A 19,361-nucleotide genomic window follows, 5' to 3' on the forward strand; every position below is an offset into this window, starting at 1 on the left:
TTATTGGTTTATGTACTGCTCTTTTCCTGTTCCATGATACCTTCCTATCCGAACACTCCCCCTGCAAGATCAAAAAAATAGAAAAGAGCATAAGGGAAAAATGATATCACGCTGTGCTATCCCCGGCAGTGCCGGGTTTTATGGGTGATATCTTGAAAATGGCGCTGTGTGACACATTTGAGACAGGGCTGTGACAGGATTGAGTACAAAACCGGGGGTCTGTGACACTTTTGAGTACAGGTTTTGAGGCTTTTATTGCAGGTCATGGATCCAAATAAAGCCAATACCTGGTTCCATGATGCCTAATATCCAAGCGCCAATGGTCTTTTTCATGATGACTTGATCATGGAGCGATCGCACACGATGATGTGTCTGTTGATGGCTGATTTTGGTTCTGTCTTAGCAGATCGATGGACCCTTAGCTGAGTCATCTATCGTTAAGGTCGTGGAGAAATGGTTGCAGCAATCATCGATGGTTGATCGATCAACCAGATGCTTCTTTTCTTTTTCGATAGTCGGATCCATCCCGCACATCTTGAAAGGCTCTGAGAAGCCACAGAAACGTTTGGCTGTTCTTTCTTTTCCCTCAATCCTAATAACAGATGAAATGATGCTCATGGGATCGCTGTGTTTGCTCTAGGGGGTGTTCATGATCAACGAGGCTTACGTTGCTTCGTTTCCAAAAGCTTTCCAGAGTTTTGGGATCTTGTTCGCTTTATGCGACGAGAAAACGTAATGGGTAAAGGGCTGTTTGGTTTCCGGATCCTTATACGTATTGATCTCATAAGTTTCCGTAGAAGCAGTGACCACGACTTCGGCGGCCCACTGCGCTAGTTTTTTCCCTTTGGATCGGCGATCACTTACCGTAATTCCCGGAACGTCTCCCTGATTTACAATCAAGTACTGCGTCATGCTATCGGAAGCCGATTCCACCTTCACGGTGAAACCGATCGTCGTTAATTCTTTTTCCAACTGTTTCACACTTCGATTGATTTTGGAGATGGTTCCTGCCATCGAATTCCCCCCTCTTCTGGGTTTATCAGTTATCCTGCAGCCAGTTATAGTTCAGCGGATGATTAGCTGGTAAATGCGGATAAGGCTGGTCAATCATATCTCGCTTTAAATGGTGCTTGTGTAACGTATTCTCCAAACAACGACGGTAATAGGCTCGTAAATGACGCACGTGATTATTGTTCGATTCGACTTCTTGACGAACTCGTTGAATGACAGCAAGAGATAACCCTTTCTGATGAAATTCCCGTTCTATTTGGTCGACTTCTTCTTGTTCTTTTGAAGAGAAATTATTAGAAGAATATATATTGTTAACCTGTTTATTCTTGTTAACAAGAACTTCTTCAGTATCGTTTGATTCAGTATTGCTAGATTCAGTATCGTTAGAGTCTCGTTTTGAAACTTCCGGATATTTCATTTTGAAACTTCCGGATATTTCATTTTGAAACTTCCCTACTGGCTCAAGAGATTTAGTTTCTTCTTCAGGTTGTGAATCCATGTCGTCCATTTCATAGACATCTTCTTTACTGATTTCTGGCCATTTTAAATATATACGATTTGCTTTATTTTGACCCATTCGTTTGGTATGTAATAAATCTAATTCTTTTAATTGTTTTTGTACGCGCTGCCATTTTGAAACCGAAACTCCCAAGCGTTTACAAATTTCTTCTTGGGTGAAAATAAAATAGATATCACCATTATCATCAAACCATCCGTTTTTTTTGCTTAAAGTCCAACGATCTCTTAAGATTGCCCAGGCCATTTTTGCATCATTAGACATGTCTCGGTATTGGCCTTCACCAGTCAAAAATACTTTAGGTACTTGAACATGTTTCAATTTATACTCTTCAAAAATATTTACAAATCTAGACATAAAAAAACTCCCAACAATTAATTTTTGTTTGAGAGTTTCTCCTGCTTATAAATACATTATCCAAAAAATGTTATGTATAAATAGATGAACGTTTCCCTTGCATAGATAAGAGAATATGATACACTATTTACAAATCATATCTTTTCTGTTGGATTAGCAGGAAAAACTCTGAAACAGTCAGGTTGCCGCCTGGCTGTTTCGTCTGTATTAAGTACATTTTAGCGGAATGCCTAAAAATTAGCAAACCAAGTTTAAAGTTTTAATATCCAAATAGACGACTCCAGAATCCTTTTTTCTTTTCTCCAGTATCTTCCTCTAAAGAAGTTGAATTTTGCTCTTCTTTCTCTTCCTCTTTCTGTTGTATCTCTTCTTCTAATTTTTCTTTTAACAATTTTTGCTCTTTTTGCTCATCTACATAATTTTTCAGATGTTCAATAGTTTCTTGTTGCTTTGTCATAAACTGTCTTTGTTCATGGATGACCTCATTTTGTTCTTTAAGCAAAGTTTTTATGTCATCCATCTTGTCGTTTAAACTCTGCATATAGTTCACAGGATCATTTATACTTAAATCATTTCTATGATTATTATAATCGCTTCCGTTTATGATAATTATAGAACGCTGCACTGCATCTTGGAGCTTTAATCCTTGTTCGTCTCTTAGCTCAATCATTTTTTTGAAAAGCTCAACGTCTTGTCTATTGAATACAATATAACTCTGCTTATTTCTATCAAATTTATGGCCATTCTCTTCGAATAAACCATAATATTTTCTGGCAGCTGATTCAGTTATATTTAATTCTTCTGCAAGATGCTTCAGTCTATATTCAACTTCCATAATAATCATAGACCCCCATTTTTATAATAATCATATAAGAACATTTTATGTTCATGTCTTAATAGTATCACTGTATGATAATTATAAAAACCAATTTTTAATAACTTGTTTGTATGATAATCATAAAAATGTTTTTTGACGTTAATTATGATTATCATAGAAGCTTTAACTTCCGATAAGGGCCGATATGTAAACACAGACATTTTCATAAAAGAACTAATTAAAATCATAGAGCATATAACCTGGTCATAGAATTAAAATAACCCCGAATCGTGGAGACGAAAGAACACATGTATACGATTTGGGGTTTCTACGCGATCCAGCCTTTTTCTAGTGGTTAATGTACCTTGTTTGAATATCTCTCAATAATTTAAGCGCGGAATGCTTTTTTCCCCTTCAAGAATAGTTACTTTCTTCTTTTTTAAATCCTTATAATGCTGAAAGAAGTGACTGAGTTCTTTCAATGTTTGCTCAGGGAGCTCATTAAGCTCTCGTGTTCCGCTGAAAAACGGATCTCCATCAGCGATTCCAATCAATTTTTCCTCTGGCCCGTGTTCGTCTTCCATTAAAAAAACTCCTAGGATCCTAGATGGGATCACGCATGCAGGAAACGTTGGAAAGGAAAGTGCACGAACTTTCGGAAGGAGAAGTTTCTGTTATTTTCAAGAATATTGAAATAAACATATAAAACGTTAACCTCTGTTTATAAATTTACACAATCTTTACATTCAGTTCATAGTAGGTTAATGCTTTCCCTTTACTATTGGTAGTGGTTCAGCAATAGGAATATATACATACTAATCGCTTAGGGGGAAAACAGGAATGAAAAAATGGTTTGGAGCATCCATGTTTGCAGCTTCCGCATTAACATTGGCGGCATGTGGTCAAGGGGATGGCACAGAATCACCGGAAGAAACAGGACAAGACGATGGTGGTCAGGAAGAAGCTAGCGGCGAAGCGGAAGACATTGCGATTGATGGTTCTTCGACCGTATTCCCAATCATGGAAGCTGTATCTGAAGAATATGCAGCTCAAGAAGGTGGAGGAAATGCTCCTGTCGGTGTTTCTGGAACGGGCGGCGGTTTTGAAAAATTTATCAATGGTGAAACAGATATCCAAAATGCGTCCCGGCCGGTCTCCGAAGAAGAAGAGCAACAGCTCGAAGAAAACGGCATTGAGTACACGGAATTTGAAATTGCCTATGATGGCCTAAGCGTGGTCGTAAATGAACAAAATGATTTTGTCGATTACTTAACGACAGATGAACTAGAATCTATTTTTCTAGAGGATAGTGACGTAGAGACATGGTCCGACGTTCGCGAAGAATGGCCGGATGAAGAAATTGAATTGTACAGTCCGGGAACCGATTCTGGTACGTATGATTATTTTGATGAAGTGATTTTAGATGAACAGGCGATTGACCGGGATGCTTCCTTATCGGAAGACGATAATACTCTCGTACAGGGCGTACAGGGCTCACAGAACGCTATTGGATACTTTGGCTACGCGTACTACGAGGAAAATCAGGATTCGTTAAAAGTAGTTCCTATTGAAAATAGTGAAGGTGACCAGGTAGAACCTTCGCATGAGACAGTCCAAAGCAATGAATATGAGCCGTTATCTCGCCCGCTCTATGTATATGTGAATAACGAATCGATTCAGGAAAACGAATCCGTCCATGAATACATGCAGTTTGCACTTGAAAATGCTGGTAACTTGGTGGAAGAGGTAGGATATGTGGCACTGCCGGAAGAAGATTACCAGGAGCAAGTTGATGAATTAAATAATATTGCTGAAGAGTAGCATTCAACAATCAAGCACCTTGATTAGTTGCGAGAGTGGGGGAAAGGCTCCCACTCTCTTCGCTTTGTAAAGGAGGAAGCACCATGAATAAGTCATCGGAATCCGTTTCAGCGGAGATTCGAAAAAATAAACAAAAAGGGGGATCCTGGGGACAGGTCATAGAAAAACTTGTGCCTTTTATCTTTCTTGTATGTGCCATTGTATCCATTATCACGACTATTGGCATTGTACTGACCCTGTTATTTGAAACGATTACGTTTTTTAATCGTGTGCCTTTTAGCGATTTTATTACTGGAACGGAATGGTATCCATTTGTGGCTGATAACGCCTCCTACGGCATCCTCCCGTTAATTAGTGGAACATTGCTAATTGCTCTGATTGCCATGATTGTAGCGATTCCAGTGGGACTGGCAAGCGCTATATTTCTAAGTGAATATGCGGGTGATCGTACCCGGCGCATCATTAAACCGATTCTAGAAGTATTGGCTGGGATCCCAACAATTGTGTATGGATACTTCGCGCTGACATTTGTCACCCCGTTGCTTCAAAATATTATCGATTTGCCCTTATTTAACGCTTTGAGCCCGGGTATCGTGGTAGGTATCATGATCGTTCCGATGATTGCGTCGTTATCCGAAGACGCCATGAGTGCCGTTCCGAATGCGATGCGCGAAGGGGCCCTCGCGATGGGAGCGACCAAATTTGAAGTAGCGGTAAAAATTGTCCTTCCTGCAGCACTATCCGGCATTATTGCTTCCTTTGTCCTTGCCTTGTCCCGTGCGATTGGTGAAACCATGATTGTGACCGTCGCAGGCGGGGCGACACCGAAATTGACTGCGGACCCGACCGAATCGATTCAGACAATGACGGCGTATATTGTTCAAGTCAGTTTGGGAGACGCTTCGTTCGGTTCTACGATTTACTACAGTATTTATGCTGTCGGGATGACGCTGTTTGTCTTTACGTTAATCATGAACCTCCTGTCACAATATATTTCGAGAAGGTTCAGGGAGGAATATTAAATGGCTTTGTATCATGAAAACGAAATTCATCAAAAAACGAAATCTCGTCTTATTGTGAATAAGATCTTTTTTGGACTTTTTATCGCCGCGATCACATTTTCGTTACTAGTGTTGGTCGTGTTATTTGCCCGGGTATTTTTCCAAGGATGGTCGTATTTGAGCTGGGATTTCCTCACCAATTTCGCCTCTCGTTTCCCGGAAGAATCCGGTATTTATGCCGCAATCACGGGAACCATATGGCTGATGGCCGTGACAGCTCCTGTCTCTATTATTCTAGGCGTAGGCACCGCCATTTACCTGGAACAATATGCATATAAAAATAAATTTACGGACCTTATTAAAATCAATATTTCCAACCTAGCCGGTGTGCCTTCCATTGTGTTTGGCTTATTGGGCCTCACCGTTTTCGTGCGTCTGATGGAAATGGGCCGAAGTGTACTGGCCGGGGGTTTAACCATGAGTTTATTAATTCTCCCGATTATCGTGGTTGCTTCCCAAGAAGCACTTCGCTCGGTACCTAATGAGGCCCAGGAAGCTTCGTACGCGTTAGGTGCTTCCAAATGGCAAACTGTAAGACGTATTCTCCTCCCAGCAGCCATTCCAGGAATGCTGACAGGTTCTATTTTAGCTTTGTCCCGGGCGATTGGCGAGACCGCTCCCTTGATTATGATTGGCGCGCTGACGTTTATCTCGTTCGCACCGGATAGTATCTGGTCTGGGTTTACTGTTATGCCGATTCAAATTTTCAACTGGACAAGCCGTCCGCAGGAGGAATTCCAAAATGTGGCTGCAGCCGGTATCATTGTTTTGCTCGTGATGCTTGTCATCATGAACTTAACGGCCGTGTTAATTCGGAATAAATTATCGAAGCGTTATTAACCGATCAAGGAGAGGATCTGAATGCAAGCACAACAAGCAAATCAACAAGATATTGTCATGTCAGCTGATCAATTTAACCTGTGGTATGGAGAAACGCAAGCTTTATATAATATTAATATGGATGTCCGTCAAAACGACGTGACAGCGATTATCGGACCTTCCGGTTGCGGAAAGTCAACCTTTATTAAATCGTTAAATCGAATGGTAGAAATGGTGCCGAGTGTCACAATGGCCGGAAGCATTAATTACCGCGGAAACAACATTTTTGATCCGAAATACAAAGTCGAAGACCTCCGTACTGAAGTGGGTATGGTATTTCAAAAACCCAATCCATTTCCAAAGTCGATTTATGAAAATGTGGCATACGGAGCACGAATTCACGGGATTAAGAAAAAAAATCGACTGGATGAAATCGTCGAAAAAAGCCTGCGGGATGCGGCCATTTGGGACGAAGTCAAAGATCGTTTAAAAACCAACGCCATGGGGCTTTCCGGCGGACAACAGCAACGTCTCTGTATTGCCCGGTGCTTGGCCATTGAACCAGAAGTTATATTGATGGACGAGCCAACCTCGGCCCTGGATCCAATTTCAACGAACAAGGTAGAAGAATTAATCAATACCTTAAAAGAACAATACAGCATTATTATTGTGACGCATAACATGCAGCAAGCGGCCCGGATTTCCGATCGTACAGCTTTTTTCTTAAATGGCTATGTCGTTGAGTATGAGAAAACTGATGAATTGTTCCACAATCCACAGGAAAAGCAGACCGAAGACTATATCACCGGACGCTTCGGTTAAGGAGGGGTTCTAATGGCTAGAACAGATTTTGAAGAAAGTCTAAACCAATTACAGGAAAAATTAATGTACATGGGGGAAAAAACGAAAAAAGCGTTGAATGATTCGATAGAAGCGTTGAAAAATCAAAATAAAGATCAGGCATTAGCCGTGATCGATCAGGACTATAAAATTAACCGCCTAGAAGATGAGTTAAATGATGAAGCGATCTGGCTGATTGCAAAAGAGCAGCCTGTTGCGACCGATTTGCGCCGCTTGGTTGCTACGCTTCGTATTTCCAGTGATTTGGAGCGGATGGCCGATTTAGCAGTGAACATCGCGAAATCTACGATCCGCATTGGAGAAGAACAATTCTTTAAGCCGCTGGAAGATATTCCTCAGTTGGCCAATAAGGTTATTAAAATGCTTGAATCTGTACTGGAAGCTTTTCAAAATGAAGATGTAAAACATGCGAATGCTATAGCGGAAAAAGATGATGAAGTGGATAATTTACATGGAAATCTTTTGCGGGAATTATTGGAGTATATGGGTAAAGATCCGAATCATATCGCGCAGGTGACCCAGCTCGTCTTTGTCTGCCGGGACCTCGAACGGGTTGGAGATCACGTTACCAATATTTCGGAAAGCATTATTTATTTGGTCAAAGGGAAGCAATTTGATTTGAACAGCTAGCACGCGGTGCTGTCAGAAGGGGGGGCATGCGCGCGTGAAAGTCATAGGCATATTAGAATCGGAAAAACGATGGTCGGCCCTATTGGCCGACCATTTGGGAACCAGTAATTATACATTTGTCACATGGTCGGAATCGGATCATGTGACTGATTTTGTATCATCGAATCAGTGTCATTTACTGTTGATCGGCCCCGGTTTTGCCTTTTTAGAAATCACCCGGGAGTTACGGTACACGGGTGATTCGACACCTATTATCGTTATCGAGCCGGGTGTAAATGAATTTGACGCCGTGCTGGCATTGGAAATGGGGGTCGATGATATTGTATCGGACGAAAATCGCTGCCGGGAAGTGATTGCTCGCGTGAAACGCACATTGCGTTACTATCAACCTCAATTCACGGAATTTATTGACTATGACGGCCGAATTTTAGACGCTGGAAAATTAACGATTCTGCCAGATAGTTATACCATGATTATTAACGGCGAAACCAAGGCATTGAGTAATAATGAAATGGCCATTCTACAGTATTTATTTGAAAATAAAGGCAGAATTGTATCGCGGGATGAGTTGGTCGACGTGATTGGAGGAAAAATCAAAAGCCGGGCTATCGATACGCATGTGAGCAATCTCCGAACCAAGTTGGGAGAAAAATTATCGAATGCGACTTATATTGTGACTGTTCGGCACGCAGGTTATCGTTTTGATATTCCATCTTCGATGAAAGAAAAATAAGGTATGCTCTTCATCATTAATAGTAAACGCGGACCGATCATTAGGGATCGGCCCGCGTTTGTTTGTTATCTGTCCCAAAAATCCATATAGAGATGACCCTGTCGATACGCTTTTCTAGCGATGCGAGCACAATGAAATTTGGTCTTCCACGAAAGGTGAATGTTCCCCGTGACTTCTTCCATAATAGGGACACGTTGAATGACAATAGTTTGATCTTTCCAGGTGATGGCAATATCTTTGGCCGTTAAATATTTCGGTGAAGAACGGTGATGGCCGGGGCCCCTCCCCCGGAACCACTTGAATCCTTTCCCATTTCCCACGGCTGCCATCACCGTTTCCTAGGCCGAAGGGTATAACCGACTACAATTATTGCAAGAAGACCAACCGTAATACCAATGGCGGCCCATAATGGAGATGTCTGCTGCGCCAGCAAACCGAGACTTAAAACAATGATTCCAACGACAAGCAGGATAATTTGCCATATTCTCATAGGATCCCCCTTTGTTGGCTCTCGAACCATCATCTTTGAATGGAGGAGGATGTAAATTTATTCAAAGGGAGAGGGAGAACCAATACATTTTTATATAATCATATGCTAATATTTTTATACGAATAGCGCAAGAACGACAAATGAAATAAATGGAGAACTTCAATTTTCGAACTTCATAGTAGAAAAAGGAAGTATCTCTCGTTTACAAAAGCAGGATTCTACGATAAGATGACTTTAAATCAAAAAAAGTTGATGTAAAGGAGCGATACAAATGCTTACATCCCAACCAAAGACGTATTCGAATCAAAGCTTTCAAACCTATGAAGCAACATTCAAAGCGCTCTCGGATCGTCTGCGATTACAAATCATGTATGAATTGAACCAGCAGGGGCAGTTATGTGTTTGTGACCTAACCGATATCACGGGGTTATCACAATCCAAGCTCTCCTATCATCTAAAAATCTTATTAGACGTTCATTTGATCGAAAAAGAAAAGATTGGTACCTGGAATTATTATCGCTTAAATGAAGAAGAAGTAAGAAGCGTCCTATCTGAAGAGTTATGTTGTATTTTTTATCCGGAAAAGAAATAAATTTTTTTCGATAATAAATCAAAAAAAATTGATGTAAAGAAAGAAGGAGAAGCATGGACGCCATCATGTCTTTTTTGCAAACGTTTTTTACGCTTTTCATTGAACTAACGATTTTATTTCTCCTCGTCAGTTTTGTCGTGAGTTGGCTGCAGCAAAGAGTAAGCGAGGAGCGCATTCAACGTATGCTGACCCACCGGCAGTCCTGGAGAAATTACCTTTACGGGACCGGACTGGGGGCATTGACCCCTTTTTGTTCCTGTTCGACCATTCCTATTGTAGCGGGATTGCTCTCATCTAAATCCCCGTTTGGGCCAACCATGTCTTTTTTGATTGCTTCTCCACTCTTGAACCCGATTATCGTCATTTTATTATGGACGTTATTAGGATGGAAGATTACGCTGGCGTACGTGCTGATGGTGGGATTGTTTTCTATGCTGGTCGGGATCGTGTGGACGGGTCTCGGTTTTCAAGATGCTGTGAAAAATATCAGGGTACGAAAAGGAGGCCATGATCAAGATAGAGGACCAAAGGCAAAGTGGAAAATGGCTGTTCACGATGCATGGGGCTTTTTCTATCCGATGATGCCTTTTTTGCTCCTCGGGGTGTTTATTGGTGCCTTTATTTATAATTTCGTTCCTCAAAACCTTATTGTGACTTATGCCGGAAGCGACAACCCCTGGTCGATTCCTATGGCTTCGGTCATCGGTATTCCCATGTATATTCGTGCGGAAGCTATTTTACCGATTGGCGAAGCTTTCATCAGTAAAGGCATGAGCACAGGAGCCGTGATTGCGTTACTCATCGGAGGGGCTGGGGCAAGTATCCCCGAGGTGGTGTTATTAAATAAATTGTTTCAAAAAAAATTAGTAGCAGCCTTCGTCTGTTCTATCCTGCTCGTCGCCGGGAGCACGGGAATCATTGTCCAAATACTATTATAAAGGAGGTGATACGATGGCTGAACAAAAAAATTTTTTCCAAAAGTTGTTTTCTTCTTCGTCCAATAATGACTGCTGCAGCATCGAAATTGAAGAAGTAGAAGATACGGAAGAGGAAAAGCATGAGATGAAAAAGACAAACGAACAAGAGAAAAAAAGGTAACGAATAGTAAACGGAAGCTGGAAGGGTCCAGCTTCCGTTTACTCCTCCAGGCAACTTTTTGTTTAAAGGACTCATAAAATTTCATGGACCGTATTAAATCACCCATATTTCTTGCTTCACTTGGATAATATTGAATTCGAAGACATCTTATGCAGAACTACATATCAAAAAGTACGCCTTTTGATAGACTTGATCGATTTTTACCTCCAGCATATTGCTTGCTCCAATATGTTACCGACGATTTTTGAAACCAATCAAATAGAGAGATAACGTTTTGATACAACCATGACTATGCAGTATTAAGAGTACGGCCGAGGTGGTTCCATTCCCATTCAAAAAGACTTCCTGGAAATAACCAGCAAGCCTTTCTCTTTTACTATAAGGAAATTTTTCTACGCGATTGATCTAATAATGGTATCTGCAAGCAATAATACTAATTTGCTGCTCATCCACGGTATACACCAATCGATGTTCGATATCGATACGACGACTGTAAAAGCCGGCTAAATTACCTTTTAATTTCTCTGGTTTCCCAATACCGTCCAACGCCCCGTCTCGTTCAATGCTTTTAATCAATTGATTAATGCGTTTCAGCATTTTTTTATCTTTGGTTTGCCAATACTGATAATCCTGAAACGCATTATGGGTGAATAAGACATTCAACTTACTCATCGATATCGACGGTCATGGTTTCTTCCTGGTTTAATTGATTGATGGATTCCGATAGATGCTTGGCATTGCTCGGGTTGTTTAAGAGATAGATGGTTTCAAGGTATTGGTTATACTCGTCTTCCGAGATAAGGACAGCGTTTCGTTCTTTGGTCGTGATGGTGACGGCTTCGTTATCGTCATTGACTTTATCAATCAATCCCTTAAAATTTTTTCGGGCATTGGAATAATTCATAACAGTCATTGTTATCAACTCCTTGTTATCATTGTACATTTAATTGTACAATTTGTCGATGCTCTTGGCTTATCGCACAAACATATAGGATTTTATAAAAATGTATGAATTGAGATAAAAGCGTACATTTTTACCCCCGATTCGACAGGGGTTTCTTTTTTCAGTATACTCAAATGTATGATTTCATTTTTTAAAAACGAAAACCATACATAAAAGAGGAGGGGGCGAATGATGGGAAGACAAGGGGAATCTCACCTGGTTAATGTGCAGCCGTTACGCACCCAGGAAGAAATTAAAGACATGATCAATGCCCTGCGTCGGGGAAATAAAGCCTCTAAGAAGCGAAAAGAATTGGCGGAACGGGATGTGTTGTTGTTTTTAACGGGCATCAATACCGGCCTGCGGGCGGGCGACCTGGTTCGGTTAAGGGTCGGTGACGTGCGGAAAGACACCTGTTACCTGCAGGAGCAGAAGACGGGCAAGAAACGGGAAATCCAGCTCGCCTCGATCCGGCCGGAACTGGATCCGTTTCTTGAGGGGAAGGCCGACGAAGCGTACCTGTTTGCCAGCCAGAAAGGAAAACACCTCTCGACCACGCAGGTGTATCGCATTCTGGAAGCCGCCGCCGACTGGCTGGGGCGCACCGACATCGGCACGCATACGATGCGTAAAACGTTTGGCTATCACCTATATAAGCAGACCAAAGACGTGGCCCTGCTTCAGGAGATTTTTAATCATGCGTCGCCGACGATCACCAAACGATACATTGGGATCCGCCGCGAGGAGATCAATCGCAGCCTGGAACAGTTTCGGTTAGGTTAGAACGTTCTATTACATTCATGACGAAGGAAATAACCATCCGAACAAGTTTAAAGAAAAAAATAATGCCGAACTTATTGATCATTATGATTCGTCCATTTTTTTGATATGCCCTCACATTTATGTCGTGAAAAAATAAACGTCGAAGACCCTCGAATTCTAAGATTCAAAGGTCTTCGACGTTGATCGTTCCTCTGGCTAACTGTCGGTCGATATCGGTCGATGCCGCAATTGTTTCTATGGTGTCTGATTCGTCCGCTTCTTCAATTCGTTGATGCATATTCTCGATCCAATACATCGCTCTTTTCGCGTCGATGCCCATCATGGAGTAAGGTTCTTGCATCAGCGTATGAACGTTGAAATACGTCCAATCAATCTCCTCATATTGAGTGATCATGAGAATTCTTGCATCATCTAGATCTAACGTGGTTTTGGTATTTAACGCATGCTGAATGCGGTCAATGATAATATCTTCAATTCCGATAATGTTAATCGTAAACCCTTCATAAGAAAGATTTACGATCTTCTCTGGATCGCCTGTTAAGGTGGTTGAGGGAACTTCAATCGATACATTCAGTGCATCATGATAAAAGTCTTTGCCATAGGATCGAAACCCCAATTGGTCTAACACCCGGCTAATTTGATGATGATTGGGGGCGACGAAATCGATATCTCTCGTGGTGTATTGCTCCCTGGAATAAAGTTCTACGGATAAACCCCCGACAACAATGGGTTGGATACCTTCTTCTTCTAAGTGCTTGGTGATAACGCCTGCCATTTTCATCATTGTATCGAATTTATTTTCCGGATCCAACTGAGCAAGATACAAACGGGACTCCTGGATCGATGAGGGGACGGCCATTACTTGTACCCTCTCTTGGCAAACCGTTGTAATAACTCTTGTTCGGTTTGCGTCCGTTCCCTTGTTCGTTCATTCGTCCACCCAGGCATGTCGGTTGAACCTCGTTGTTTTTTTTCTTTGACGGCCGTAATCATCGATTGGCGCTTTTCAATATTCGCATTAATTTGTTCGATCGTCATGTTTCGCATAAAATTTCCCCCTCTCAAGGGCATAGTTCATTATAGTTATTTTATCATAAGCAACAACACAACGGTATAGAAGCAGCTTTCCTCCCCTTATGATGGGCGATAGAAAACAAAGCATAAGGCACCGAAAACACTCATGCGTCGGAAAAAGGTTCCCTAGGTTTCGACGACTCTCCAATAACGAAGGTAATGGAAAGCACTTGGCTTATCACTATTAACGTACCTACACTTGGCATCGTTGATCCCGATTCAATGCGTCGAATCGTCGATACCGCCATTCCTACTTGTTCAGCTAGTGCTTGTTGCGTCCACCCCTGGGCTTTGCGCGCCTGTTTGATTTGAACGGCCAGGCGTCCTCGAGTTTTCGCCTCCAGCATCTTTTGTTCGCCAAAGAGATCTACATGCCGTTGTTCGGCTTCATGGCGTGCCATCGCTTCCTCCCCCTCCATTTTTAGGATTTTTTCTTTATGTAGCAAGGGTTCCATGAGTGGATCTTAAAGTCTTTTATCTTGTAGAGAGTGACTATTAGTGGAACATTTAGACGCTAATAATAAATTTTATGGTTTCACTCGTTAGTACGTTTTTATAGTTGGAGCAGTATACGCATGCAACCGGTCTAGAAGCATCGTCGGGTCTTCTTCGACAATGGCCATCTCGCGATAGCGGTCCTGTAAAAAAGCACGATCATTCATGTAATACATAAAGTTCACAAAACCACTGTAATAGTGATCCACATTCAACAGCCCGCACGGTTTTTGATGAAATCCGAGCTGGGCCCAGGTGAATACTTCCATGAATTCCTCCAGCGTGCCGGGCCCTCCAGGTAAGGCCACAAAGCCATCAGCCAAGGAGCTCATTTTCTCTTTTCGTTCGTGCATGGAAGACACGGTATGTAATTCATGTAAAGACGTATGGGCAATTTCTCGATCCACGAGGTCTTGAGGCATGACCCCAATAACGTATCCTCCATGTTCTAAGACGCTATCGGCTAAATCGCCCATTAACCCTACACTTGCCCCTCCATAGACTAAGGAAATTTGTTTGTTGGCTAACAGTTGTCCAAATTGTTTGGCAGCTGTCTGAAAGACTGGGCTGTCGCCATAGCTGGAACCACAAAAAACAGCTATTTTTTCCATATGTACACAACCTTTCATAAAAAAACACTATATATAGTATGAAAATCTATGTTACCATACAAAAAATGGATATGATAGGAGCGAGCATATGGACATTCAATCATTTCAAGCATTTATCGATCAGTATTACCGGGAGAAAGGATGGGCAGACTTCAATATCTTTATTCGAATGGGCTTTTTATCGGAAGAAGTCGGAGAAGTTTCTCGTGCGATACGCTCCATGGAAATCGGCCGTGATCGTCCGGATGAGCCATCGTTAACGGAGGAAGAAAAGCATCATCAATTAGTGGAGGAGCTAGGAGACGTCATGGGAAACCTCATCGTTATAGCCAATACATACGATATACCTTTAGAAGATATTTTCCAGGCTCACCAGGAAAAACTATTATTTAGAACCTAATATGTATGCTTTCTATCAAATCTAGGAAGCATACATGATCTATATCCAAATCGGTTTAGATAATTATTTAAAAACTATTTATCGAATGTAAAACGCCAGATCTGTATTTAGAGAGTTTTTCCATTTGTTCATGGAGAAACTCTTTTATTATTTTTTACCTGATCAAAAAACCTCTAAAGAAACGTTCGATTTCCTAAGCAATTACTTTTTATAATAAAGGAAAATTTCTGTCTGAGTTTTGACAAGTGTGTCAAAACGAAATTGCTCTGAGAGGCTTGTCGGCTCCGCCGAGCCATGCGAAGCATGGCCAAAAAAAGAATGCCCCTTTTTTCAAAAAGGGGCAGCCAAAAACTTTCTTTCTACCTCCAGTGGCTCTGTCGAGGATGAAGCAAAAAGGAAAAACACTTTTTCCCTTTTTGCTATCGCCAAGAGCTTGGAAACCACAAAGCAACGTCAATTCTTAATCCTCCATTGGCTCCGCCAAATTCCGGTTACATTGACGAAATGAAAAGCAACGACAACAATTTACTCTTGGCCCTCATCCTCATCGTTGAAATAATCATCCCACTCCTGATCATCTAACCTGTTAGGTTCAGTACCCCTTTGCATGTTATAAATTCTTCGCCTTTCATTCTCTATCAAATCATTATTTTCCCTTGTTTGTTCAATAAGATAATCTTTAACTGATCGACCTTCGTTTCTAAGTTCTTCATCTCTTATCAACTCTCTTGCTGCAAATTGTTGATTTTCCGTTCTATTTCTATGAATCTCACTATCCATATCACGGTGCACTACTTGTCTCCAAGCAAGTACTACCTGCATAAGATATTGTTCAGGCCCTATTAGAAAACTCTTCACTACTAATCTTTTTGGAAGTAATAGCAATGGCTTCATTCTTCCCCTAACCTCATCCCAAACCTCTGGAACACGTCGAGTCTCATGTTGCCACTCGTGATCAATACTATTCCAAAAAGCATAGTTAAATTCGTTATCTCTAGGAATATTATTTAAATCAGATTGTCTAATAGTAAATTCGACCAGCTCACGTTTTATAATACTAGCTACAAAATCTGATAGATGATCCGGACCAAAATTCGGAATAAAAACCATAAACTCTTCTGGATGACGGACAAGATTATCTTCATACAGATGATTTTCAGTTATATAATCGTACACAAGTGCAAGTGACTCTTCAGAATTACCAGTCCCTCCAGCTGATCCTCTAGAGTAACCTAAAAATATCTCGTTGGATTCTCTGGAATTAACAAACAATTCCCTAGCCTCTTCATATCTGCCATTCTCATACAGACCGAAAATTGTATAGTGAAAATCATTAATCTTTGCAAGCCAATCTTCATAACCTTCTTCAGCAGCAATTCTTGTAGGATCTAAAAATAATTCATTATCAACCGGAACGTTTAGATTTAAGAATTCAAAGTTTTCCTGACCATGTTCTTCTAAACCAAAATATTCTGAGATTCTCAATAAAATTCCCCCTAGAACACTATTTATTCATCAACTACTTTATCTTCTTCAACTAATTCAGAATTAACCTCTATTCCTGTAAAACTACCTATGTTTCATTTTAGCGTAAATAGTTGACCTGGGCACACCAGTAAGTTTAACGATATCGTTCACGCTCATATTATTTGTTTCTCGTTCTTGAAATAATTTCAATGCTTGCTGGATAGCTTTATCAGATTGCCCCGGTCTTCCCATAATGGCCGGGAGAGCATTGGGGCTCTGTGTAAGGAATAATAACAAAATAAGTGTAAGTAATCGTCTTCCCTGAAACACTCAGGTGGGGGAGAAGACGCTATAGCATGAATGAAACAGCCATCGTCCACTTTTCCTTGGAAGATGGCTGTTTTGTGGAACTTGTGCTCAAGAAGGAAAACGAAGATCGAATACTCCTCTAGTTTTCCCGAACAAACATACTTGGGCGGTGGTGGTAGCGCACGCTCATCACGAGCCCCAGGGCTAACATGGTCGCAATCAGGGAACTGCCGCCGTAGCTGATAAAGGGGAGGGGAAACCCGGTGACGGGAAGCAGCCCCAAATTCATGCCAATGTTTTGAAACACCTGAAAGGCGAAAAGGCCGAGAACGCCGGCACACAACACCTGACCGAAGGTGTGTTGCGTTAACAATGCCGTGCGGATGATCAGATAGGCCAGGACGAAATACAGGCATAACAGGACAGCGGCCCCGATAAAACCATGTTGATGGCCAATGATCGCAAAAATAAAATCGGTGTGAGCTTCAGGGATATAAATCGGGAGGTTGTTTCCCTGCAGTTGACCGGAGCCGATCAGGCTCATGGCCCGGTCGACCTGAAAGCTTTGGTTGACATTAGCGTCCGCCTGGAGCCATCCTTCGATGCGGCCGACCTGATAATCCGACATTAGTGGGTATAAAAGCCGTTCTAATACACCTGGTACGAAATAAAAGAGTCCTAAAAATCCGAGAAAAAGCAGCGAGGGAACACCGACAATAAGACCCAGCCATAAGGCGGAAACACCGGAAACCAATGCGATCGTCAAGAGGAGGGCGAGCATTTGCATGACCGTTCCCATGTCAGGCTGCAGCATTAAAAATCCGATCGGTGGGAGCGTTACGGCCCCCAATTTCAATAGTAGCAGCCCTTCCTGCTTGAACGTCGCCGGGGCATAGCGGCGGTGATGCCTTTCCACCAACAGGCTTAACAGAATCAACACGGTGAGCTTGGTTAATTCAGAAGGTTGAATTTGAAATCCAGCCAGCGAAAACCACCGATTGGCACCATTGATCGTTGGGGCGATGCTCTCCGGAGCGACCAAAAGTACTGCTAATGGCAGAAGGCCCAAAGCGTATAAGATTCCTCCGGCTTTTCGGAAGTAATCGTCATCAATATGCGTCACCACAAAGGCTCCCCCGGCGGCAAGCCCAAAAAAGATCATTTGGCGGGGAATGAAATTGGTTTCGTATTGCGCGAGCTGTTGGGCGTGATAAATCGCATAACAACTGACCACCGCAAACAGAAATACGACAAACCATAAATTGATATCATGCTTATCCCGCTGAAGACGGTACATGCCAAAACTCCTTTCGTGCTGGGGGAGGGGATTCCTTTGTATTGTGTCGATGAATGCTTTGCAAGAGCCCCATGCTGGCCATAAAGACAAGGAGCGACGAGCCTCCGTAGCTAATGAACGGAAGGGTGATGCCGGTAATCGGCATCATTCCGCTCACGGCGGCTAAATTAAAGATGGTTTGGCCCAACAGAAAAAAGACGATCCCGTACGCCAGTAACTGGCCAAACACCGTGCGGGCGTGATGGGCAATGCGAAACCCCCGAGTCGCTATCACGGCATAGCCACCGAGCACGGCCGCCAGCCCAAAAATCCCAAGCTCCTCGATGATGATCGCAAAAATAAAATCGGTGTGTCCTTCCGGAAGCGCCCCCTGCTTTTGGATACTTTGGCCCAGCCCGGTCCCGGTTAAGCCGCCGTTGGCCATGGCGACAAACGCCTGCACCAGCTGGAAGCCTTCTTCCGGGTAATCAAAGGGACGCCGAAAGGCCATCAGGCGGTCCATCCGGTACGAGGCCCGGGTGGCCAGCCACGTCAAAGCACCCGCAGCGCCGATGCCTAGCATGGCCAGATGCGTGAAGCGGGCCCCGGCCAGAAAGACCATGACCGCTGCCAATAAAATAAACATTAGCCCGGTGCCCAGGTCCGGCTGCAGAAGCACGAGGCTGAATAACAGGAGCACCATGATGAGTGGTGGCAACATCCCCTGCGTGAAGTGGTGCACGTACGGACGTTTGTTGGCATACGCATAGGCCAGGTAGAGAATCAGCACAAATTTAACAAACTCCGACGGCTGGACCTGGATCGGTCCGAAGGTGAGCCACCGGGTCGAGCCGTTCACGGTGGTGCCCATCACGAGCACAAGGAGGAGCATGACCACAGATACCAAGAGAAAGAAGGGGAGGAAGGCTTTCCATTTCCGGTAGGGAACGATCATCATCCCGAGCATGACCCCGGTGCCCACCAAAGCCCAAAATGCCTGCCGTTTTAAAAAGTAAGCGGCGTCGTCCAATTGGTAGTAGGCGCGGGGGAAACTCGCGCTGTAGACCATAATCAGACCGAAGACCACCATCAAAAACGTGGTGATCAGGAGAGGAAGATCCATTCGAGTGAACCAGGTTTTACGCATACAACGACCTCTTTCGGAAAAGTAGTTCTATGATTATTGGTGGCAGTTC

At 42.7% G+C, this 19,361-nt stretch carries 24 protein-coding genes and 2 pseudogenes; 11 read left to right on the forward strand and 15 right to left on the reverse strand.

Annotated features, from left to right (window positions below):
- Positions 1-663: 663 nt before the first annotated feature.
- The 4 genes and pseudogenes from ACTRXF_RS15270 to ACTRXF_RS15285 all read right to left on the reverse strand — a co-directional run.
- Positions 664-1,014 (reverse strand): hypothetical protein, encoded by a 351-nt coding sequence (locus ACTRXF_RS15270; RefSeq protein ID WP_474263981.1) that lies wholly within the window; start codon positions 1,012-1,014, stop codon positions 664-666.
- 25 nt (positions 1,015-1,039) lie between these two features.
- The gene (locus ACTRXF_RS15275; RefSeq protein ID WP_474263979.1) at positions 1,040-1,885 is read right to left on the reverse strand and encodes a replication initiator protein A; all 846 of its coding nucleotides are present in this window, start codon (positions 1,883-1,885) and stop codon (positions 1,040-1,042) included.
- Between the two features lie 259 nt (positions 1,886-2,144).
- Positions 2,145-2,729: a hypothetical protein gene (locus tag ACTRXF_RS15280; RefSeq protein ID WP_474263977.1), complete on the reverse strand. Its 585-nt coding sequence runs from the start codon at positions 2,727-2,729 to the stop codon at positions 2,145-2,147.
- 353 nt (positions 2,730-3,082) lie between these two features.
- Positions 3,083-3,331 (reverse strand): annotated as a pseudogene (locus tag ACTRXF_RS15285) (inorganic diphosphatase); the annotation flags it as partial.
- 211 nt (positions 3,332-3,542) lie between these two features.
- Between ACTRXF_RS15285 and ACTRXF_RS15290 the strand changes: the two are divergent.
- The 6 genes from ACTRXF_RS15290 (at position 3,543) to ACTRXF_RS15315 (ending at position 8,627) form a co-directional block, all read left to right on the forward strand.
- Positions 3,543-4,523 carry a phosphate ABC transporter substrate-binding protein PstS family protein gene (locus ACTRXF_RS15290; RefSeq protein WP_474263975.1) on the forward strand — a complete coding sequence of 327 codons (981 nt, stop codon included), beginning with the start codon at positions 3,543-3,545 and terminating at the stop codon, positions 4,521-4,523.
- Positions 4,524-4,606: 83 nt separating this feature from the next.
- The gene (gene pstC, locus ACTRXF_RS15295; RefSeq protein ID WP_474263974.1) at positions 4,607-5,545 is read left to right on the forward strand and encodes a phosphate ABC transporter permease subunit PstC; all 939 of its coding nucleotides are present in this window, start codon (positions 4,607-4,609) and stop codon (positions 5,543-5,545) included.
- Positions 5,546-6,424 carry a phosphate ABC transporter permease PstA gene (gene pstA / locus ACTRXF_RS15300; RefSeq protein ID WP_474263972.1) on the forward strand — a complete coding sequence of 293 codons (879 nt, stop codon included), beginning with the start codon at positions 5,546-5,548 and terminating at the stop codon, positions 6,422-6,424.
- Positions 6,425-6,445: 21 nt separating this feature from the next.
- Positions 6,446-7,225 carry a phosphate ABC transporter ATP-binding protein PstB gene (gene pstB, locus ACTRXF_RS15305; protein ID WP_474263970.1) on the forward strand — a complete coding sequence of 260 codons (780 nt, stop codon included), beginning with the start codon at positions 6,446-6,448 and terminating at the stop codon, positions 7,223-7,225.
- Positions 7,226-7,237: 12 nt separating this feature from the next.
- Entirely contained in the window at positions 7,238-7,894 is a 657-nt protein-coding gene (gene phoU, locus ACTRXF_RS15310; RefSeq protein ID WP_474263968.1) for a phosphate signaling complex protein PhoU, read from the forward strand.
- 34 nt (positions 7,895-7,928) lie between these two features.
- Positions 7,929-8,627, forward strand: a complete 699-nt coding sequence (locus ACTRXF_RS15315; protein ID WP_474263966.1) for a response regulator transcription factor — start codon at positions 7,929-7,931, stop codon at positions 8,625-8,627.
- A 328-nt stretch (positions 8,628-8,955) separates the two neighbouring features.
- On the opposite strand, the gene ACTRXF_RS15320 is transcribed toward ACTRXF_RS15315, so the two are convergent.
- Positions 8,956-9,117 carry a hypothetical protein gene (locus ACTRXF_RS15320; protein ID WP_474263964.1) on the reverse strand — a complete coding sequence of 54 codons (162 nt, stop codon included), beginning with the start codon at positions 9,115-9,117 and terminating at the stop codon, positions 8,956-8,958.
- 271 nt (positions 9,118-9,388) lie between these two features.
- Here ACTRXF_RS15320 and ACTRXF_RS15325 point away from each other — a divergent pair, with 271 nt between their 5' ends.
- From ACTRXF_RS15325 to ACTRXF_RS15335, 3 genes are read left to right on the forward strand one after another with little or no spacing between them, the layout of a single operon-like run.
- Positions 9,389-9,709, forward strand: coding sequence for an ArsR/SmtB family transcription factor (locus ACTRXF_RS15325; RefSeq protein WP_474263961.1), 321 nt, complete (start codon positions 9,389-9,391; stop codon positions 9,707-9,709).
- A gap of 53 nt (positions 9,710-9,762) precedes the next feature.
- Positions 9,763-10,647 carry a permease gene (locus ACTRXF_RS15330; RefSeq protein ID WP_474263959.1) on the forward strand — a complete coding sequence of 295 codons (885 nt, stop codon included), beginning with the start codon at positions 9,763-9,765 and terminating at the stop codon, positions 10,645-10,647.
- Between the two features lie 13 nt (positions 10,648-10,660).
- Positions 10,661-10,807 (forward strand): hypothetical protein, encoded by a 147-nt coding sequence (locus ACTRXF_RS15335; protein WP_474263957.1) that lies wholly within the window; start codon positions 10,661-10,663, stop codon positions 10,805-10,807.
- A 405-nt stretch (positions 10,808-11,212) separates the two neighbouring features.
- Here ACTRXF_RS15335 and ACTRXF_RS15340 read toward each other — a convergent pair whose 3' ends face one another.
- Positions 11,213-11,479 carry a Txe/YoeB family addiction module toxin gene (locus ACTRXF_RS15340; protein WP_474263955.1) on the reverse strand — a complete coding sequence of 89 codons (267 nt, stop codon included), beginning with the start codon at positions 11,477-11,479 and terminating at the stop codon, positions 11,213-11,215.
- Positions 11,472-11,720, reverse strand: a complete 249-nt coding sequence (locus tag ACTRXF_RS15345) for a type II toxin-antitoxin system Phd/YefM family antitoxin (RefSeq protein ID WP_474263952.1) — start codon at positions 11,718-11,720, stop codon at positions 11,472-11,474. Before ACTRXF_RS15345 ends, ACTRXF_RS15340 begins: the two co-directional genes overlap by 8 nt.
- Before the next feature lie 219 nt (positions 11,721-11,939).
- Between ACTRXF_RS15345 and ACTRXF_RS15350 the strand changes: the two genes are divergently transcribed.
- Positions 11,940-12,533 (forward strand): tyrosine-type recombinase/integrase, encoded by a 594-nt coding sequence (locus tag ACTRXF_RS15350; protein WP_474279717.1) that lies wholly within the window; start codon positions 11,940-11,942, stop codon positions 12,531-12,533.
- A 163-nt stretch (positions 12,534-12,696) separates the two neighbouring features.
- Here the strand turns inward: ACTRXF_RS15350 and ACTRXF_RS15355 are convergent, their stop codons facing one another.
- From ACTRXF_RS15355 to ACTRXF_RS15370, 4 genes are all read right to left on the reverse strand, one after another.
- Positions 12,697-13,392, reverse strand: coding sequence for a nucleotidyltransferase (locus ACTRXF_RS15355; RefSeq protein WP_474279719.1), 696 nt, complete (start codon positions 13,390-13,392; stop codon positions 12,697-12,699).
- Entirely contained in the window at positions 13,392-13,580 is a 189-nt protein-coding gene (locus ACTRXF_RS15360; protein ID WP_474263946.1) for a hypothetical protein, read from the reverse strand. Before ACTRXF_RS15360 ends, ACTRXF_RS15355 begins: the two co-directional genes overlap by 1 nt.
- A 131-nt stretch (positions 13,581-13,711) precedes the next feature.
- Positions 13,712-14,008 (reverse strand): helix-turn-helix domain-containing protein, encoded by a 297-nt coding sequence (locus ACTRXF_RS15365; protein ID WP_474279721.1) that lies wholly within the window; start codon positions 14,006-14,008, stop codon positions 13,712-13,714.
- A gap of 141 nt (positions 14,009-14,149) precedes the next feature.
- Positions 14,150-14,713, reverse strand: coding sequence for an LOG family protein (locus ACTRXF_RS15370; protein ID WP_474279723.1), 564 nt, complete (start codon positions 14,711-14,713; stop codon positions 14,150-14,152).
- Positions 14,714-14,801: 88 nt separating this feature from the next.
- On the opposite strand from ACTRXF_RS15370, the gene ACTRXF_RS15375 reads away from it, so the two are divergent.
- On the forward strand, positions 14,802-15,113 hold the full coding sequence (locus ACTRXF_RS15375) for a MazG nucleotide pyrophosphohydrolase domain-containing protein (RefSeq protein ID WP_474279725.1): 312 nt from the start codon (positions 14,802-14,804) through the stop codon (positions 15,111-15,113).
- Positions 15,114-15,638: 525 nt separating this feature from the next.
- Here the strand turns inward: ACTRXF_RS15375 and ACTRXF_RS15380 are convergent.
- The 4 genes and pseudogenes from ACTRXF_RS15380 to ftsW all read right to left on the reverse strand — a co-directional run bounded on the left by ACTRXF_RS15380 (position 15,639) and on the right by ftsW (position 19,312).
- Positions 15,639-16,598 (reverse strand): hypothetical protein, encoded by a 960-nt coding sequence (locus ACTRXF_RS15380; protein WP_474264020.1) that lies wholly within the window; start codon positions 16,596-16,598, stop codon positions 15,639-15,641.
- An 84-nt stretch (positions 16,599-16,682) separates the two neighbouring features.
- Positions 16,683-16,832 (reverse strand): annotated as a pseudogene (locus ACTRXF_RS15385) (TetR family transcriptional regulator); the annotation flags it as partial.
- Between the two features lie 196 nt (positions 16,833-17,028).
- Positions 17,029-18,186 carry an FtsW/RodA/SpoVE family cell cycle protein gene (locus tag ACTRXF_RS15390; RefSeq protein WP_474264017.1) on the reverse strand — a complete coding sequence of 386 codons (1,158 nt, stop codon included), beginning with the start codon at positions 18,184-18,186 and terminating at the stop codon, positions 17,029-17,031.
- On the reverse strand, positions 18,164-19,312 hold the full coding sequence (gene ftsW / locus ACTRXF_RS15395) for a putative lipid II flippase FtsW (protein ID WP_474279727.1): 1,149 nt from the start codon (positions 19,310-19,312) through the stop codon (positions 18,164-18,166). The genes ACTRXF_RS15390 and ftsW overlap by 23 nt, the downstream gene beginning before the upstream one ends.
- Positions 19,313-19,361 lie beyond the last annotated feature (49 nt).

The organism is Marinococcus sp. LNHM3E3-2.2 (assembly GCF_056034385.1).

Excerpts from the sequence above, each read along its gene's own strand:
- ACTRXF_RS15275 (WP_474263979.1), bottom strand. The coding sequence starts at position 1,885 with ATGTCTAGATTTGTAAATATTTTTGAAGAGTATAAATTGAAACATGTT.
- ACTRXF_RS15325 (WP_474263961.1), top strand. The coding sequence starts at position 9,389 with ATGCTTACATCCCAACCAAAGACGTATTCGAATCAAAGCTTTCAAACC.
- ACTRXF_RS15340 (WP_474263955.1), bottom strand. The coding sequence starts at position 11,479 with ATGAGTAAGTTGAATGTCTTATTCACCCATAATGCGTTTCAGGATTAT.
- pstC (WP_474263974.1), top strand. The coding sequence starts at position 4,607 with ATGAATAAGTCATCGGAATCCGTTTCAGCGGAGATTCGAAAAAATAAA.
- ACTRXF_RS15370 (WP_474279723.1), bottom strand. The coding sequence starts at position 14,713 with ATGGAAAAAATAGCTGTTTTTTGTGGTTCCAGCTATGGCGACAGCCCA.
- ACTRXF_RS15390 (WP_474264017.1), bottom strand. The coding sequence starts at position 18,186 with ATGTACCGTCTTCAGCGGGATAAGCATGATATCAATTTATGGTTTGTC.
- pstB (WP_474263970.1), top strand. The coding sequence starts at position 6,446 with ATGCAAGCACAACAAGCAAATCAACAAGATATTGTCATGTCAGCTGAT.
- ACTRXF_RS15290 (WP_474263975.1), top strand. The coding sequence starts at position 3,543 with ATGAAAAAATGGTTTGGAGCATCCATGTTTGCAGCTTCCGCATTAACA.
- ACTRXF_RS15270 (WP_474263981.1), bottom strand. The coding sequence starts at position 1,014 with ATGGCAGGAACCATCTCCAAAATCAATCGAAGTGTGAAACAGTTGGAA.
- pstA (WP_474263972.1), top strand. The coding sequence starts at position 5,546 with ATGGCTTTGTATCATGAAAACGAAATTCATCAAAAAACGAAATCTCGT.
- ACTRXF_RS15375 (WP_474279725.1), top strand. The coding sequence starts at position 14,802 with ATGGACATTCAATCATTTCAAGCATTTATCGATCAGTATTACCGGGAG.
- ACTRXF_RS15350 (WP_474279717.1), top strand. The coding sequence starts at position 11,940 with ATGATGGGAAGACAAGGGGAATCTCACCTGGTTAATGTGCAGCCGTTA.
- ACTRXF_RS15330 (WP_474263959.1), top strand. The coding sequence starts at position 9,763 with ATGGACGCCATCATGTCTTTTTTGCAAACGTTTTTTACGCTTTTCATT.
- ACTRXF_RS15355 (WP_474279719.1), bottom strand. The coding sequence starts at position 13,392 with ATGGCCGTCCCCTCATCGATCCAGGAGTCCCGTTTGTATCTTGCTCAG.
- ACTRXF_RS15280 (WP_474263977.1), bottom strand. The coding sequence starts at position 2,729 with ATGATTATTATGGAAGTTGAATATAGACTGAAGCATCTTGCAGAAGAA.
- ACTRXF_RS15320 (WP_474263964.1), bottom strand. The coding sequence starts at position 9,117 with ATGAGAATATGGCAAATTATCCTGCTTGTCGTTGGAATCATTGTTTTA.
- ACTRXF_RS15365 (WP_474279721.1), bottom strand. The coding sequence starts at position 14,008 with ATGGCACGCCATGAAGCCGAACAACGGCATGTAGATCTCTTTGGCGAA.
- ftsW (WP_474279727.1), bottom strand. The coding sequence starts at position 19,312 with ATGCGTAAAACCTGGTTCACTCGAATGGATCTTCCTCTCCTGATCACC.
- phoU (WP_474263968.1), top strand. The coding sequence starts at position 7,238 with ATGGCTAGAACAGATTTTGAAGAAAGTCTAAACCAATTACAGGAAAAA.
- ACTRXF_RS15335 (WP_474263957.1), top strand. The coding sequence starts at position 10,661 with ATGGCTGAACAAAAAAATTTTTTCCAAAAGTTGTTTTCTTCTTCGTCC.
- ACTRXF_RS15360 (WP_474263946.1), bottom strand. The coding sequence starts at position 13,580 with ATGCGAAACATGACGATCGAACAAATTAATGCGAATATTGAAAAGCGC.
- ACTRXF_RS15345 (WP_474263952.1), bottom strand. The coding sequence starts at position 11,720 with ATGACTGTTATGAATTATTCCAATGCCCGAAAAAATTTTAAGGGATTG.